The 14,664-nt window shown below is 59.3% G+C and carries 8 protein-coding genes; 2 read left to right on the forward strand and 6 right to left on the reverse strand.

The features are described 5' to 3' along the window. Nucleotides 1-96: 96 nt before the first annotated feature. Genes mdtC through AC4PCC_RS07015 form a run of 3 tightly spaced genes read right to left on the reverse strand, consistent with a single transcriptional unit; the run spans nucleotide 97 to nucleotide 7,561 of the window. Nucleotides 97-3,201, reverse strand: coding sequence for a multidrug efflux RND transporter permease subunit MdtC (gene mdtC, locus AC4PCC_RS07005; protein ID WP_492126858.1), 3,105 nt, complete (start codon nucleotides 3,199-3,201; stop codon nucleotides 97-99). Then, nucleotides 3,198-6,317 carry an MdtB/MuxB family multidrug efflux RND transporter permease subunit gene (locus AC4PCC_RS07010; RefSeq protein WP_492126859.1) on the reverse strand — a complete coding sequence of 1,040 codons (3,120 nt, stop codon included), beginning with the start codon at nucleotides 6,315-6,317 and terminating at the stop codon, nucleotides 3,198-3,200. Before AC4PCC_RS07010 ends, mdtC begins: the two co-directional genes overlap by 4 nt. Beyond that, complete coding sequence (locus tag AC4PCC_RS07015) at nucleotides 6,317-7,561, reverse strand: MdtA/MuxA family multidrug efflux RND transporter periplasmic adaptor subunit (protein WP_492126860.1); 1,245 nt, start codon at nucleotides 7,559-7,561, stop codon at nucleotides 6,317-6,319. Before AC4PCC_RS07015 ends, AC4PCC_RS07010 begins: the two co-directional genes overlap by 1 nt. A 277-nt stretch (nucleotides 7,562-7,838) precedes the next feature. On the opposite strand from AC4PCC_RS07015, the gene AC4PCC_RS07020 reads away from it, so the two are divergent. Beyond that, a complete protein-coding gene (locus AC4PCC_RS07020; protein ID WP_492127463.1) occupies nucleotides 7,839-8,807 on the forward strand; it encodes an aldo/keto reductase in 969 nt (322 codons plus the stop codon). A gap of 35 nt (nucleotides 8,808-8,842) precedes the next feature. On the opposite strand, the gene yegD is transcribed toward AC4PCC_RS07020, so the two are convergent. The 3 genes from yegD to AC4PCC_RS07035 all read right to left on the reverse strand — a co-directional run bounded on the left by yegD (nucleotide 8,843) and on the right by AC4PCC_RS07035 (nucleotide 13,683). Next, the gene (gene yegD, locus AC4PCC_RS07025) at nucleotides 8,843-10,195 is read right to left on the reverse strand and encodes a molecular chaperone (protein ID WP_067708498.1); all 1,353 of its coding nucleotides are present in this window, start codon (nucleotides 10,193-10,195) and stop codon (nucleotides 8,843-8,845) included. A 113-nt stretch (nucleotides 10,196-10,308) separates the two neighbouring features. Beyond that, the gene (locus AC4PCC_RS07030; RefSeq protein WP_492126861.1) at nucleotides 10,309-12,915 is read right to left on the reverse strand and encodes a diguanylate cyclase; all 2,607 of its coding nucleotides are present in this window, start codon (nucleotides 12,913-12,915) and stop codon (nucleotides 10,309-10,311) included. A 138-nt stretch (nucleotides 12,916-13,053) separates the two neighbouring features. After that, nucleotides 13,054-13,683: a phosphatase PAP2 family protein gene (locus tag AC4PCC_RS07035; protein ID WP_492126862.1), complete on the reverse strand. Its 630-nt coding sequence runs from the start codon at nucleotides 13,681-13,683 to the stop codon at nucleotides 13,054-13,056. Nucleotides 13,684-13,969: 286 nt separating this feature from the next. Between AC4PCC_RS07035 and udk the strand changes: the two genes are divergently transcribed. Further along, nucleotides 13,970-14,611: a uridine kinase gene (gene udk / locus AC4PCC_RS07040; RefSeq protein ID WP_492126863.1), complete on the forward strand. Its 642-nt coding sequence runs from the start codon at nucleotides 13,970-13,972 to the stop codon at nucleotides 14,609-14,611. Nucleotides 14,612-14,664: the final 53 nt, after the last annotated feature.

Consider the following 14,664-nt stretch of genomic DNA (forward strand, 5'->3'; position numbering starts at 1 on the left):
TTTTCACTCATATCTGTCGGCACCCGCCAGAACACCAGCGCCGGTAGCGCAATAATGCCTGCCACGCAAAGCCAGGCGGGGAAGGGTATCCATTCGCTACTGGCTTCCTGAATCACGGCTAAGGACAGAGGCGGCAGCCCCCTGTGCGCCCGGACGCTTCTTGCGGCGCAGCTTATCCATATAGAGGTAGACCACCGGCGTGGTGTAAAGCGTCAATAGCTGGCTTACTATCAGCCCCCCCACCACGGTAATGCCCAGCGGCTGGCGCAGCTCCGCGCCGTCACCCGATGTGAGTACCAGCGGCAGGGCGCCAAACAGCGCGGCAAGGGTCGTCATCAAAATGGGCCGGAAGCGCAGCAGGCTGGCCTGGAAAATCGCCTCTCGGGCGCTAAGCTCGCCGCTGCGCTGGGCCTCCAGGGCGAAGTCCACCATCATAATGGCATTCTTCTTCACAATCCCAATCAGCAGCAGGATGCCAATTAGCGCAATCAGGCTGAACGGCGCACCAAACAGCTCCAGCGCCAGCAGCGCCCCCACGCCCGCTGAGGGGAGGGTGGAAAGAATGGTCAGCGGATGGACGTAGCTCTCATAGAGGATGCCCAGCACAATATAGACCGTGGCGATGGCCGCCAGGATCAGCCACAGCTGGCTGCTCTGCGACTGCTCAAAGACCTTCGCCGTTCCGGCAAAGCTGCCGCGAACGCTGGCCGGGACGCCCAGTGAGGTCATACTGCGCTCGATGGCGGCAGAGGCCTGAGAAAGGGAGACGCCCTCGGGCAGGTTAAATGAAATGGTCGAGGCGGCAGACAGCCCCTCATGGTTGACCGACAGCGGGGCATTGGCCGGTAGCCAGTGGGCAAAGTAAGAGAGAGGGATAGCCTTTCCGCTGCTGTTCACCACATACATTAAATCCAGCGAGCCGATATCCTGGGTGTAGCGCGGATCCACCTCCATTACCACCTTGTACTGATTTAGCGGCTGGTAAATGGTGGAAATCTGCCGCTGGCCGAACGCGTTGTTCAGCAGATCGTTGGCCATTGCAACGTCGATACCAAGACGCGCCATGGTTTCCCGGTCGTAGGTCAGCGCCATTTCTGCCCCGTTATCCTGTTGATCGGAGTTCACATCTGCCAGCTGCGGCAGCGTGCTAAAGGCCTGGCGAATTTTTGGCTCCCACTGCCTGAGGTCGTCAAGGTTGTCGGAGAGCAGCGTATACTGATAGCCGGCATTGGACTCGCGCCCGCCCGCCCGGAGATCCTGCACTGCCATCAGATAGAGGCTGGCCCCCGGCTCTTTCGCCAGCTTCACCCGCAGCCGCGCAATCACCGCCTGGGCGCTTTCGGTGCGCTCGCTGAGCGGCTTAAGCGAAATAAACATCGCCCCGCTGTTGGTCCCGGCGGCCCCGGTGAAGCCCATCACGCTTTCGACCGACGGGTCGGCGTGGACAATAGTCATAAAATCCGCCAGCTTGCCGCGCATTGCCTGAAAAGAAATGCTCTGGTCGGCCTGAATAAAGCCCAGCAGTCGCCCGGTATCCTGCTCGGGCATAAAGGTCTTCGGAATGGTCGCGTAAAGATAAACCGTCAGGCCGATGGTGGCGAGGAAGACCAGCAGCGTCCAGCGCGCATGGTTGAGCACAACGCGCAGTGAGCGACCGTAACCCTGTTGCAGACGCAGCAGCAGGCTGCCGATGCCCGTTTTGCGCGGCCGTGGGTCTGCCGTGCGGTTGCGCAGCAGGCGGGCACACATCATCGGCGTCAGCGTCAGCGATATCACCAGCGAGATCGCAATCGACACCGAGAGGGTAACCGCAAACTCTTTGAAGAAGCGGCCGATCAGCCCGCCGAGCATCAGCAGCGGCAGGAACACGGCAATCAGCGACAGGCTCATCGCCAGCACGGTAAAGCCGACCTCGCGCACGCCCTGTAGCGCCGCCTGCAGCGGCTTCATTCCCGCTTCAACGTGGCGTGAAATATTTTCCAGCACCACAATGGCGTCATCCACCACGAAACCGGTAGCGATGGTTAGCGCCATCAGCGACAGGTTGTTCAGGCTGAAGCCGCACAGGTACATTGCCGCGAAGGTGCCAATCAGGGAGACCGGTACAGCAACGGCGGGAATTAGCGTGGCGCGGCCGGAGCGCAGGAACAGGAACACCACGAGGATCACCAGCCCGACGGAGATGACCAGCGAATGCTCAACCTCCGCCAGCGATGCGCGGATGGTTGGGGAGCGATCCTGCGCGATATTCAGTTCGACGGAAGCGGGGATCAGGTTGCGCAGCTCGGGCACTTCGGCGCGGATGCGGTCAACCGTGGCGATGATGTTAGCGTCAGGCAGCTTGCGGATCAGCACCAGAATCGCGGGTCGCGCATTGGCCATACCGGCATTACGCACGTCCTGTACCGAATCGGTGACGTTGGCCACGTCTTTAAGCTGCACCGCCGCGCCATTGTTATAGTGAATAACCAGTGGCCGGTAGTCAGCGGCGGTTTGCAGCGCATCATTGGTTTTGAGCTGCCAGCGCCGATCGGCATCCTCAACGGCCCCCTGTGGCCTGCGCTGGTTGGCGTTAGCGATGGCGGTGCGTACCGCATCCAGCGACACGCCCTGATTAAACAACGCCTGCGGATTGAGGTCCACGCGCACGGCGGGGAGGGAACTGCCGCCAATCGTGACGTCACCGACGCCCTCAATCTGCGACAGCTTTTGCGCCAGCTGGGTCGAGGCATAGTCATACAGCCTGCCCTGCGACCAGCTGTCCGAAGTGAGCGTCATGATCATAATCGGCGCATCGGAGGGGTTGATCTTGCGCCAGCGGGGGCGGTCAGGCATCCCGGAGGGGAGCAGGCTCTGCGCGGCGTTGATGGCACCCTGTACGTCGCGCGCGGCACCGTTAATATCCCGGTCGAAATCAAACACCATGATAATTCGCGTCATGCCTAGCGAGCTGGTGGAGGTCATTTCGCTGACCCCCGCGATGCGGCCCAGCGCCCGCTCCAGCGGCGTGGCAACCGACGACGCCATGGTTTCCGGTGAGGCGCCGGGCAGCGAGGCGGAAATCATGATCACCGGAATATCCACCTGCGGCAGCGGGGCGACCGGCAGCAGCCGGAAACCCAGTATCCCCGCCAGGGTAATGGCAAGGGTCAGCAGAATTGTCGCCACCGGACGGTGAATAAACAGCGCAAAAAACCTCATTCTGCCGCCTCCCGCCGGAAGCGGCGACGCAGGGCGTGCGCCAGACGGTCAAACAGCAGATAGATAACCGGCGTGGTAAACAGGGTCAGCACCTGGCTGACGATCAGTCCTCCCACCATGGCAATGCCCAGCGGTCGGCGCAGTTCGGCCCCCACGCCAGTGCTAAGCATCAGCGGCAGCGCGGCCAGCAGCGCGGCCAGCGTGGTCATCAGAATCGGTCGAAAGCGCAGCAGGCAGGCCTGATAAATGGCCTCACCCGGGGGCATACCCTGCTCACGCTCCGCCGCCAGCGCGAAGTCGATCATCATAATGGCGTTTTTCTTTACGATGCCGATCAGCAGAATAATGCCAATGATGGCGATAACGTCCAGCTCGCTGCCGCTGATCAGCAGCGCCAGCAGCGCACCGACCCCCGCCGTCGGCAGCGTGGAGAGGATGGTGATCGGGTGAATAAAGCTTTCATACAGCACGCCCAGCACGATATACATCGTCACAATAGCGGCCACAATCAGCCAGACGGTTCCCGACAGGGCGGCCTGGAAGGCCAGGGTACTGCCCTGGAAGTGAGTGATGATATCGGATGGCATCGCCAGATTTCGTTCCGCCTCACTGATGGCGTTCACCGCCTCTTCCAGCGAGTAACCGTCGCTGACGTTAAAGGAGAAGGTGGTGGAGGGGAACTGATCCAGATGGTTGATGCTTAAGGCCCCGTGGCGCTGCTCAACGCGCGCGATAGCGCTGAGCGGCACGGTACCACCCGACGCATTCTTCAGACGGATGCCGTCCAGGCCTGCCAGACCGGGCGTTTCGGTGGTGTTGTGCTCCAGCACCACCCGGTACTGGCTGGACTGAGTATAGATGGTGGAAATCAGCCGCTGGCCGAACGCGTTATAGAGCGCATTATCCACGTCGGCCATGGTAATGCCGAGGCGGCTGGCGCTGTCGCGGTCCACCCGGATATAGGCTTCCAGTCCCTGGTCCTGCCAGTCGCTGCTGACGTCTTTCAGCTGCGGCAGGGCGGAGAGCGTTTCCACCAGCTTCGGTACCCACAGGCTTAATGCCTCCAGCGATCCCGTTTGCAGGCTGAACTGATACTGGGTCCGGCTGAGCTGGGTATCTATGGTCAGGTCCTGTACCGGCTGTAAATAAAGCGTCACCCCTGGCACCGCAGCAATATCGTGCTGCAAACGCGCAATGACCGCCTGAATACGATCGTCGCGCTCGCTGAGCGGTTTAAGCGTTATTTGCAGGCGACCGCTGTTAAGTGCGGGATTGGTCCCGTCAACGCCTACATAGGAGGTCAGGCTCTGTACCGCCGGATCCTTCATGATGATTGAGGCAACCTGTTGCTGTCGCTGGGCCATATTGCTCCAGGAAACCGACTGTGGCCCCTGCAGTGTCCCCTGAATAATGCCGTTATCCTGGAGCGGGAAAAATCCTTTAGGAATGGCGATCCACAGCAGGACGGTGATGGCCAGCGTGCTCAGCGCCACGGTGAGCGTCAGCCAGGGGTGATGCAGGACCCGGCGGAGTAAGCGGCCATACGCGGCAATCACCCGATCAAACATCGCCTCGCTGGCGCGCGAGAAGCGGTTCTGTTTTCGCAGTGATTCTGCGCTGAGCATGCGCGCGCACATCATCGGGGTCAGGGTCAGCGAGACCACCGCCGAGATAAGAATCGAGATCGCCAGGGTGACGGCGAATTCGCGGAACAGTCTGCCGACGATATCCCCCATAAACAGCAGCGGGATCAGCACCGCAATCAGCGAAAAGGTCAGCGAAATGATAGTAAAACCGATCTCTCCGGCCCCTTTCAGCGCCGCGTCCAGCGGCTTTTCACCCTTTTCGAGATAGCGGGAGATGTTTTCAATCACCACGATGGCGTCGTCCACCACGAAGCCGGTGGCGATCGTGAGCGCCATCAGCGTCAGGTTGTTGATCGAAAAGCCGAGGAACCAGATCACCGCGAAGGTACCGATGAGCGACAGCGGCACCGCCACAGCGGGGATCAGCGTGGCCGGGACGTTGCGCAGAAACAGATAGATGATCATCACCACCAGCGCGATGGAGAGCATCAGCTCAAACTCCACGTCGTGAACCGAGGCGCGAATATTGGTGGTGCGGTCGGTGAGAACCCTGACCTCCACCGATTTTGGCAGCGAGGCGGTGAGCGCGGGGAGCATCTGACGGATGCTGTCGGCGGTGGTGATAATGTTCGCCCCAGGCTGGCGCTGAATATTCAGTACAATGGCGGGCTGCCGGTTGGCCCAGGCACCGAGCCAGCGGTTTTCGGCACCCTGCACGACGCTGGCGACATCGCCAAGGCGAACCGGTGCGCCCTTCTGGTAAGCGACGACCAGCTGGCGATAATCCTCGGCAGATTTCATCTGATCGTTGGCGGAAAGGGTTATCGCGCGCTCCGGGCCGTCCAGGCTGCCTTTAGCCGAGTTAACGTTGGCATTGCTGATGGCGGTGCGGATGGTTTCACTGTCCAGTCCCAGCGCCGCCAGGGCCTGAGCATTCAGCTTTACACGCACGGCGGGACGCTGCCCGCCCGCCAGGGTGACCAGCCCGACGCCGGACACCTGGGAGATTTTTTGCGCCACGCGGGTTTCCACCATATCTTCGACCTGGGTCATCGCCATGCTGGTGGAGGTGACCGCAAGGGTCATAATCGGCGGATCGGCCGGGTTAACTTTGCTGTAAACCGGTGGATTAGGCAGGTCATTCGGCAGCAGATTGGTGGCGGCATTGATCGCCGCCTGCACCTCCTGCTCGGCCACGTCCAGCGGCAGGGTAAGCTGGAACTGTAGCGTTACTACCGATGCCCCGCCGGCGCTCTGGGAAGACATCTGTTTTAAGCCCGACATCTGGCCGAACTGGCGTTCCAGCGGGGCGGTGATCGCCGAGGTCACCACGTCCGGGCTGGCACCGGGGTAGAGCGTGACGACCTGAATGGTCGGATAATCGACCTCCGGCAGGGCTGAAACGGGCAGGGCGCGATAGCCAAGGATGCCAGCCAGCAGGATAGCCACCATCAGCAGGGTGGTGGCGACGGGGCGTAGTATGAACGGGCGCGACGGGCCGCCGCCCGGATTAGGGGACATCACCTGCATCAGACACCTGCTCCCGCTGTGGGCAGCACGCTGTTGGTCGGGGTGCCGGAAGTAGACTGCGGTGCAATGACCTCAACCTGTGCGCCCTCTTTCAGACGGTCAATGCCGTCGGTGACCACCCGCTCTCCGGCATCCAGCCCGGCCTTCACCACCACGCTGTGACTGTCCTGCATCCCGACGGAAACCTGCTTTTTACTGACCTTACTCTCAGCGTTTACCACCCAGACGAAATTGCCCTCGTTGCCCAGCTGTAGCGCAGCGGTCGGGATAACGATGGCATCCTCCAGCGTATTGACCTTCAGCCTGGCGTTAACAAACTGATTGGGAAACAGCATGTCATCGCTGTTGCTAAAGCGCGCTTTCAGCTTCACCGTGCCGGTGGTGGCATCGATCTGATTATCCATACTCAGCAGGCTGCCCTGGGTCAGCAGCCTGCTGTTCGTGCGGTCCCAGGCTTCAACCGGAACGGGCAGGCCGCTTTTCTGCGCGGTTAGCAGGGTAGCGATGTCATTTTCGGGCAGGCTAAACACCACGTCGATGGGGTGAGTCTGGGTAATCACCACAATCCCGGTGGTATCACTGCTGGCGATCATATTGCCCACATCTACCTGTTTCAGGCCAACGCGGCCCGAGATGGGCGCCACCACGCGGCTGTAGGTGAGATTAAGCTGGGCGCTGGCGACGCTGGCTTCATCAACCTTTAGCGTGCCCTGGGTCTCACTGACCAGCGCACGCTGCGCGTCCATCTCCTGACGTGATACCAGGTTGGTTTTGACGAGGGATTCATAGCGCGCCAGATCGCGGCGGGCGTTAGCCAGCGTCGCCTGATCCTTTGCCAGCTGCCCCTGCGCCTGCATCAGCGCAATTTGATAAGGTCGCGGGTCGATCTCCGCCAGCAGTTGTCCGGCCTCCACCTGCTGCCCTTCGGTGAAGTGCAGCGCCATCAGCGTGCCATCCACGCGGCTGCGCAGGGTGACCGTATTGGCCGCGGTAACGGTGCCCAGGCCAGCCAGATACTGCGGCACACTTTGTCTGACGGCTTCTGCCGCCTGCACCGGCGTGGGCGCGCCGCTGCCGCCGCGATGGCCACCTTCACCTTTCCCACTGGCTCCCGCCTGCCGGGCATGTTCTGCGTTTGGCGGCGAGGCTGCCTGCTGACTGTGCCACCAGATGTAGCCACCCCCTGCACAGGCCGCGACGATCAGAATAAGCAGGATCCTGCGGGAAGGTCGTTTGGTCTTCATGTTGTTAAGCGCTCTCCGGTAGCAATGGGGTGTCCTCTGGATCGAACGGCGATCCTTAAGCCTGTGAGTTTAACCAGTTTAAAGGGTGTAAAAATGAATGAAATATGAATTAAGGCTATTTTTTCTGCTTTATTGTCAGCGACGTAAGGCGCGATTCCGTTTGATAACTTAAGTACTCATAAACTGAAAATGTTATGCCACAAATGTACCACGCGCACGTGACAATGTTTGCTACGCTAGTTAGCACGCGAAAATCATTCATTTCAGGAGAGACATGATGAGTCAGATAGAGCACCGTTCATTAGGCCGCACCGGCATTCAGGTTCCCACGCTCACCTTCGGCGGCAACGTTTTCGGCTGGACAATCGACCAGAAAACCTCCTTCTCACTGCTGGATGCGCTGGTTGAGAAAGGGCTGTATTTCATCGATACCGCTGATGTGTATTCGCGCTGGGCACCCGGCAACCAGGGCGGCGAGTCGGAGACCATTATCGGCAACTGGCTGAAGCAGAGCGGCAAGCGCGATAAAATCGTGCTGGCTACCAAGGTGGGTATGGATCTGGGTGACGGAAAAACCGGGCTGGCACCGGCCCGCATTCGCCAGGCGATTGAAGATTCCCTGCGACGTTTGCAAACCGACACTATCGATCTGTATCAGGCCCACCGCGACGACAGCGACACGCCGCTACAGGAGACGCTTGCGACCTTCGACGCGCTGATTAAAGAGGGCAAAGTGCGTGCAGTGGGGGCCTCTAACTATACGGCAGAGCGGCTGACGGAAGCGTTAAAGGTCAGCGAAGCACAGGGGCTGGCGCGTTATGAAACGCTCCAGCCGGAATATAATCTTTACGATCGCGAAGAGTATGAAAGCGGGCTGGAAAAGGTCGCCAGCGAGAACGGGCTGGGCGTGATTAACTATTATTCCCTGGCGAGTGGCTTTCTGAGCGGTAAATACCGCCGGCCGGAAGATGCCAGTAAGAGCCCGCGCGGCGACGGCGTGGTGCAGAAATACCTCAACCCACGCGGGCTGAGCATCCTGAAGGCGCTCGACAGGGTGGCTGAAAGCAATAACGCCACGCCAACGCAGGTCGCGCTGGCATGGCAGATTGCCCGACCCAGCATTACGGCACCGATTGTTAGCGTGACCTCGCTGGCCCAGCTTGACGAGCTAACGAAAGCCGCCGCGCTGAAGTTAAGCGACGCGGATCTGCGTGCGCTCTCCGACGCCAGTGCCGGTCAGGCTTAAGGCTTAGCTGAACCTCGCTGGCGCGGCATAAGGCTTTAGCGGAACATCACCTGCGCCCAGCGCGCCAGTCCGGCGGTGACCGAGCCGAAGTCATCGCCGCTGGTCAGCGGGATGTCAGGCAGCAGTTCGCTTAGCGCCTGGCGTAGCACCGGCGAGCGCGCGCTGCCGCCGGTGAGGAACACCACATCCGGGCGGGTGCCGCTGGCGGCTAACGCCAGTTTCACCTGCTCCTTTATGCGCTCAACCGGCTGAGATATGGCCGCCTGAAGCGCATCCACGCTGATAAGCGTCTCCAGTGATGCCTCAATAAAGCTCAGCGGTGCGCCAACCTGCTGGCGATCCGACAGGGCGATTTTGCTCTCTTCCGCCGCGCGAACCAGCCGATAGCCCAGCCGCTGCTGCCAGACTTTTAATAACCGTTTCACCTTTTCAGGCTCGGCGGCATCGCGGATCAAATCCTGCAGCTGTCTGCGGCTGGCGGTGGCGTAGAAGTCGCTTTGCGCCGGTACATCGTTAATTGCCACCGCATTCCACCAGGGCAGGGCGGGCAGGTTGATGCCCTTAACGGTCGAGCCGCCTAATCCCAGCAGCGGCATCAGCTCTTTGAATGCCAGCATGATATCCAGGTCGTTTCCGCCGACGCGGCAGCCGCTGTGGCCCAGCAGGCTACTGCTACGATCCGCCTTGTCATGCCACTCGGGCCCCATCAGCAGCATCGAGCAGTCGGTGGTACCGCCGCCAATATCCACCACCAGCACGCGCGTTTCGGCGGTGAGGGTCGCTTCAAAGTCCAGTCCGGCCGCGACGGGCTCATACTGGAACTCAACGTCCTTAAAGCCTGCGCGGGAGGCTGCCCGCGCCAGAATTCCCTGCGCCTGACGGTTGGCCTCATCGCCGCCTAACCCCTGGAAGTTGATCGGGCGGCCAATCACCGCCTGGCTGACGCTGCCGTTAAGCTGTTGCTCAGCCTTCTGGCGAATATGCAGCATCGTGGCGCACACCAGATCTTCAAAAAAGGCGACCTGCTGGGGTTTAAGTCCGTTTGCGCCGAGGAACGACTTAGGGGATTTAACAAACCAGACGTCCTCGGGGTCTTCCATATACTGCGCCAGCGAGGCGAGGCCGAACTGCACGCTGCCGGGGGTGACGTCGATATCTTCTTCACGATTTAAGGCCACCGCGCGGCGCAGGATCGCCTGATTCTCCGCGTCCGGCGTGGGCACCTGATGGTGACGAAAAAGCCACTCACTGACGGCCTCTCTGGTCGGTGCACACAGCATCGAGGGCAGTAAGGTCGAGCCCTGCTCCAGAGGCAGCAGTTCGGGTGCGCCCTCGTTCATGATGGCTACCGAGCAGTTTGCCGTACCGTAATCAAAGCCGATAAACATATGTCCCCTCCGCGAGCGGTGAAAAAAGGGGGGGACTTTAGCCCAGGGCCGCGTGGAGAGCAAGAACCCCGCGCGATTAAATCGCCTGATCTGAGTGGGGTGAGCGCGTCGGGCTACTCGTTTTCACGGCGAGAGAGCAGGGGGTTCAGATGCTTAAGCAGAGCGGGATCGTATACTGAGAACTGCCCGCGCCCGCTATGCTTGGCGTTGTAGCAGGCGAGATCGGCCTGCGCCATCACCTCGCTGCCGTTGCAGTTATGGCGATTGATCAGCGTAATGCCCGCGCTGGCGCCAATCGGGTAGCGCTGACCCTGCCACATAAAGCGGTATTCGTTCACTGCCAGTACCGTGCGGGAAATTCTCTCGCGTGCCTCCTCCAGCGTCACGTCGGTCAGCAGTACGCCAAATTCGTCACCGCCCAGGCGTGCCAGCATGTCGCCACTGCCTAACCGTTGCCTCATGACGCCTGCCAGCTCGCGCAGCAGGGCATCTCCGGCCGCGTGTCCTGCACTGTCGTTCACCGATTTAAAGCGATCGAGGTCGATAAATACCAGTACGTGCTGCTGAAGATCATCCCGTGCCGATTGCAGCAGTCGCTGGAGCTGGAGCTCAAAATTGACGCGGTTAGGCAGGCGGGTCAGCATATCGTGTGAGGCGCTGTGGCTCAGGCGGCGCATCATTTTCCGCGACTCACTGACGTCCTGTATCACCAGTACGCTGCCGATACTCTCCCCTTCCTGAGTTTTCAGCGGCGTGATGGTGTAGTGAATTTCATACTGCGTGCCGGCCGCGTTATGCAGCACCAGCTCCCTGTCGATATCCGGCAGGGTAACTTCACATGACGGTTCGCCCTCCAGCAGGATCTCCATGGCGGGGCCGCTATGACCACGGGTTATACGCAGAATATCACCGATCGGCTTACCCGCCGCGTTCTCCTGCGTCCAGCCGCTCATACTTTCCGCTACCGGGTTCATAAAGGTTACCCGCATCGCTTTATCGGTGCTGATCACCGCTTCGCCAATCGAATCCAGCGTAATATGCATCCGCTCTTTTTCCTGGTAGAGCGCATCTGTCAGCAGGCGCATTGTCGTCATGTCCTGACTGATACCCAGCATCCTTTCCATCTGGCCCTTTTCGTCCAGCACTAGCGTCGACTGGCTGCGAATATGGCGAATGCCCGACGCGGTGTTAATGCGAAAGTGAATATCCAGCGGCGCGGGCGTCAGGGTGGCCAGGTTGAATGCGTCCGTGGCCATCTGCCGGTCGGCAGGCAGGAGCATGTCAGCCCAGGTGTCATAGGTCGGCTGCGCGTCTTCCGCCAGTTGATAAATCTCACACATCCGTTTATCCCAGTTTATCCTGCCGGTTCGCAGGTTCCAGTCCCACACGCCGATACCGCCCGCCTCATTGGCCAGGGTGATCCGCTGCATCAGACGACGGTTGATCGCCTCGGTTTTTTTAAGCTCGGTGATATCTTCAATCTGCGAGATAAAATAGAGCGGCTGACGTTCGCCATCGCGCACCAGCGAGACGGCGAGTCTTGCCCAGACAATCCTGCCGCTTCGATGGTAATAGCGCTTTTCAAGGCTGTAGCTCTCCTCTTCACCCTGTAGAAGCGTCCGGGCGTGGGCAAGATCGGCCCCGACATCTTCGGGATGGGTGATCTGCTGGAAGGTGAGCTGCAACAGTTCGTGCGTCTGATAGCCCAGCAGCAAACAGAGCGATTTATTCACCTGTACCCACTGCCCCTCCGGGGAGAGCAGCGCCATGCCAATTTTTGAAAACTCCATGGCGTGGCGAAAGCGGGTTTCGCTCTCCACAATGTGCTTCTTCTCTTCGCGAAAAGAGTGCATCACCAGCGTCATAATATGGCTGGGAATGATGGCCATCAGGAAGGGCAGCCAGGGGGTACGGGTAGTAAACCACCCGCTGTTTGAGCGCAAATCGAGCAGATGTAGCGTGAGCATCAGGGACATCATCGCCAGCGTCGCCAGGAAGACCACAAATGCATCGAAGCGCGGCAGGCGTACCGCGCTGTAAAACAGCACAACAATAACAAAAGTAAAGGGCCACGGCAGATAACGTAATGCCAGATAGCTCAACACGAGCGTTCCGACTAGGGTCAGGAGGGTTTCCAGCAGCACGTGCTGGCTAAAGTTTTTGTGGAAATAGTCGCTGCGCCACAGCAGGCAGACCGGCCCCAGCACCAGCATGCCAATCATTTCCGAGATAACCCAGGTAGAAAAGAAGTGCAGATTCGAACGATCGCCGACGTTGAGCAGCAGCGTGGCGACCACCCCACCCAGCAGCGGTACCAGCAAACCGACTGACGCCACGATTTTTACCCAACTCAGCAAGGTATCCAGCGGTGCCAGGGGGTCAACCAGACGACGCAGCACTGCCCCGCCGAAAGCAGCCTGAAGCAGATTAAGCAGGGCAAAGGTCACGACCTCCGGGGAGGGGCCCATCATCATAGCATTTGCCCCGGTCAGCCCGACCAGGCAGGCGGGGAGGATCAGGGGCAGGGAGGTGAACGGCAGGCGGAAGACGACGATGGTCATCAGCGCCGTGGGGAACCACAGTGGCGAAACAGGCCCCCCGAGTTTAATCAGCATCAGGCAGAATATCGCCAGCGAAAAGGTGAGTGCGCCAAGCGATAACGCCAGCATCCCGTGGGATAAAGCCGTCGGGCTAGCCTGTAAAGGAGTCTGAGTCGTCATTAACAATTCCAGCGGGGACAGGCGGTCACGTCAGCGCAGTAAGCGTTGCTCAGAACATGCTAGCATAACCCTTTCTGAATGCCTGCCAGAATTCAAAACAGTGCGTTATTCGGACGATTGATTAGCCGGGCTTGCGTACTACTGGCGCATTTTTAACAGCTCAGCGCGTGTCCAGGCATGATCGATACCGGCAATATGCACCGACAGACGCTGCAGGAACTGCTGCGTGGTGGCCAGTTTTCCGTGGCCCAGCAGCACCAGGGGCAGCAGCAGAGCAATAGTGAGCTGGCCGGTAGAAAAGCCCTTAAGCTGGGCATGGCGCTGGCTGACCAGGAAGGCGCTACTCAGCGTAAAGCCGAGGATGAGCCCCGCGAAGACTTCGCTATGGGAATGGTAGTTGAGGATGAGACGGGATGCGCCGACCATTAACGGGATAAGATAGCCGATGCCGACCGCAAATCCCCGCCAGAGTGGGGGCAGACGGCCGCTCAGCAGCCAGAGCATTACTGGCCATAGCGTCGCGGACATGGCGCTGTGGCCGCTGAATCCGGTGAAGTTATAGCGTGCGCTGCCGATGCCAAAGCCGAGAAAGGCAATTTTAGAGAGGCTGACAATCGCGCCTGCGGCACAAAAAGCCAGCACCCAGTACCAAACCGCACGACGGTCGCTGTTTTTCCAGTTAATCAAAATAGCCATGATGACGGCGGTCGGGATAAGCAACATGCTGTCGCCGAAATAGGTCAAAAAATGCAAAATATGCCAGGACACCTGATTTCCTTTTTATTGTGTTACGGGGCAGACGGGCTTTCACCCGGGGCTGTCTGGTCGTGATCCATTGTTTGTCTGTCGTTTGCCAGGCGCAATGACCGGGCTAAAATTGTGAAGCCTGTCTCACTATTGTCATTCTAACGGTGAACCTCTTTAGCGCATAACGGGAAAGTCTTAAAAGCGTCATGTCGCATTTCGCTGGCATCAAACCCCCGAAATCCCTATAATTACGCGCGAAATCCTCCTCTCCATTGTCTCTGACAATCAGTAACCAGGTCTTTAATTTATGACTGACAAGTCGCACCAGTGCGTCATCGTAGGTATCGCCGGCGCATCTGCCTCCGGGAAAAGTCTTATTGCCAGTACGCTCTATCGCGAAGTCCGCGACCGGGTCGGTGATGAAAATATTGGTGTGATCCCTGAGGACGCTTACTACAAAGACCAGAGCCATCTGACCATGGATGAGCGGGTGAAAACCAACTACGATCATCCCAGCGCCATGGATCACAGCCTGCTGCTCCAGCATTTGCAGAGGCTTAAGGCCGGGCAGGCGATCGATTTGCCGGTTTACAGCTACGTCGAGCATACCCGTACCGAACAGTGCATCCAGCTTAAGCCGAAGAAGGTCATTATCCTTGAAGGCATCCTGCTGCTGACCGACGCCCGACTGCGCCAGGAGATGAACTTCTCTATATTTGTCGATACGCCGCTGGATATCTGTCTGATGCGCCGTATGAAGCGTGACGTTAACGAACGGGGCCGCTCCATGGATTCGGTCATGGCGCAGTACCAGAAAACCGTTCGTCCAATGTTCCTGCAATTTATTGAGCCTTCCAAGCAGTATGCCGACATTATCGTGCCGCGCGGGGGTAAAAACCGTATCGCCATTGATATTCTGAAAGCCAAAATTAATCAGTTCTTCGAATAGCAGGATAAGGTCACCCGTTGCCAGATGAAGGGCGCGGGTGGCACAACGCGCAG

The sequence above is a fragment of the Erwinia sp. L03-1 genome (assembly GCF_058686115.1).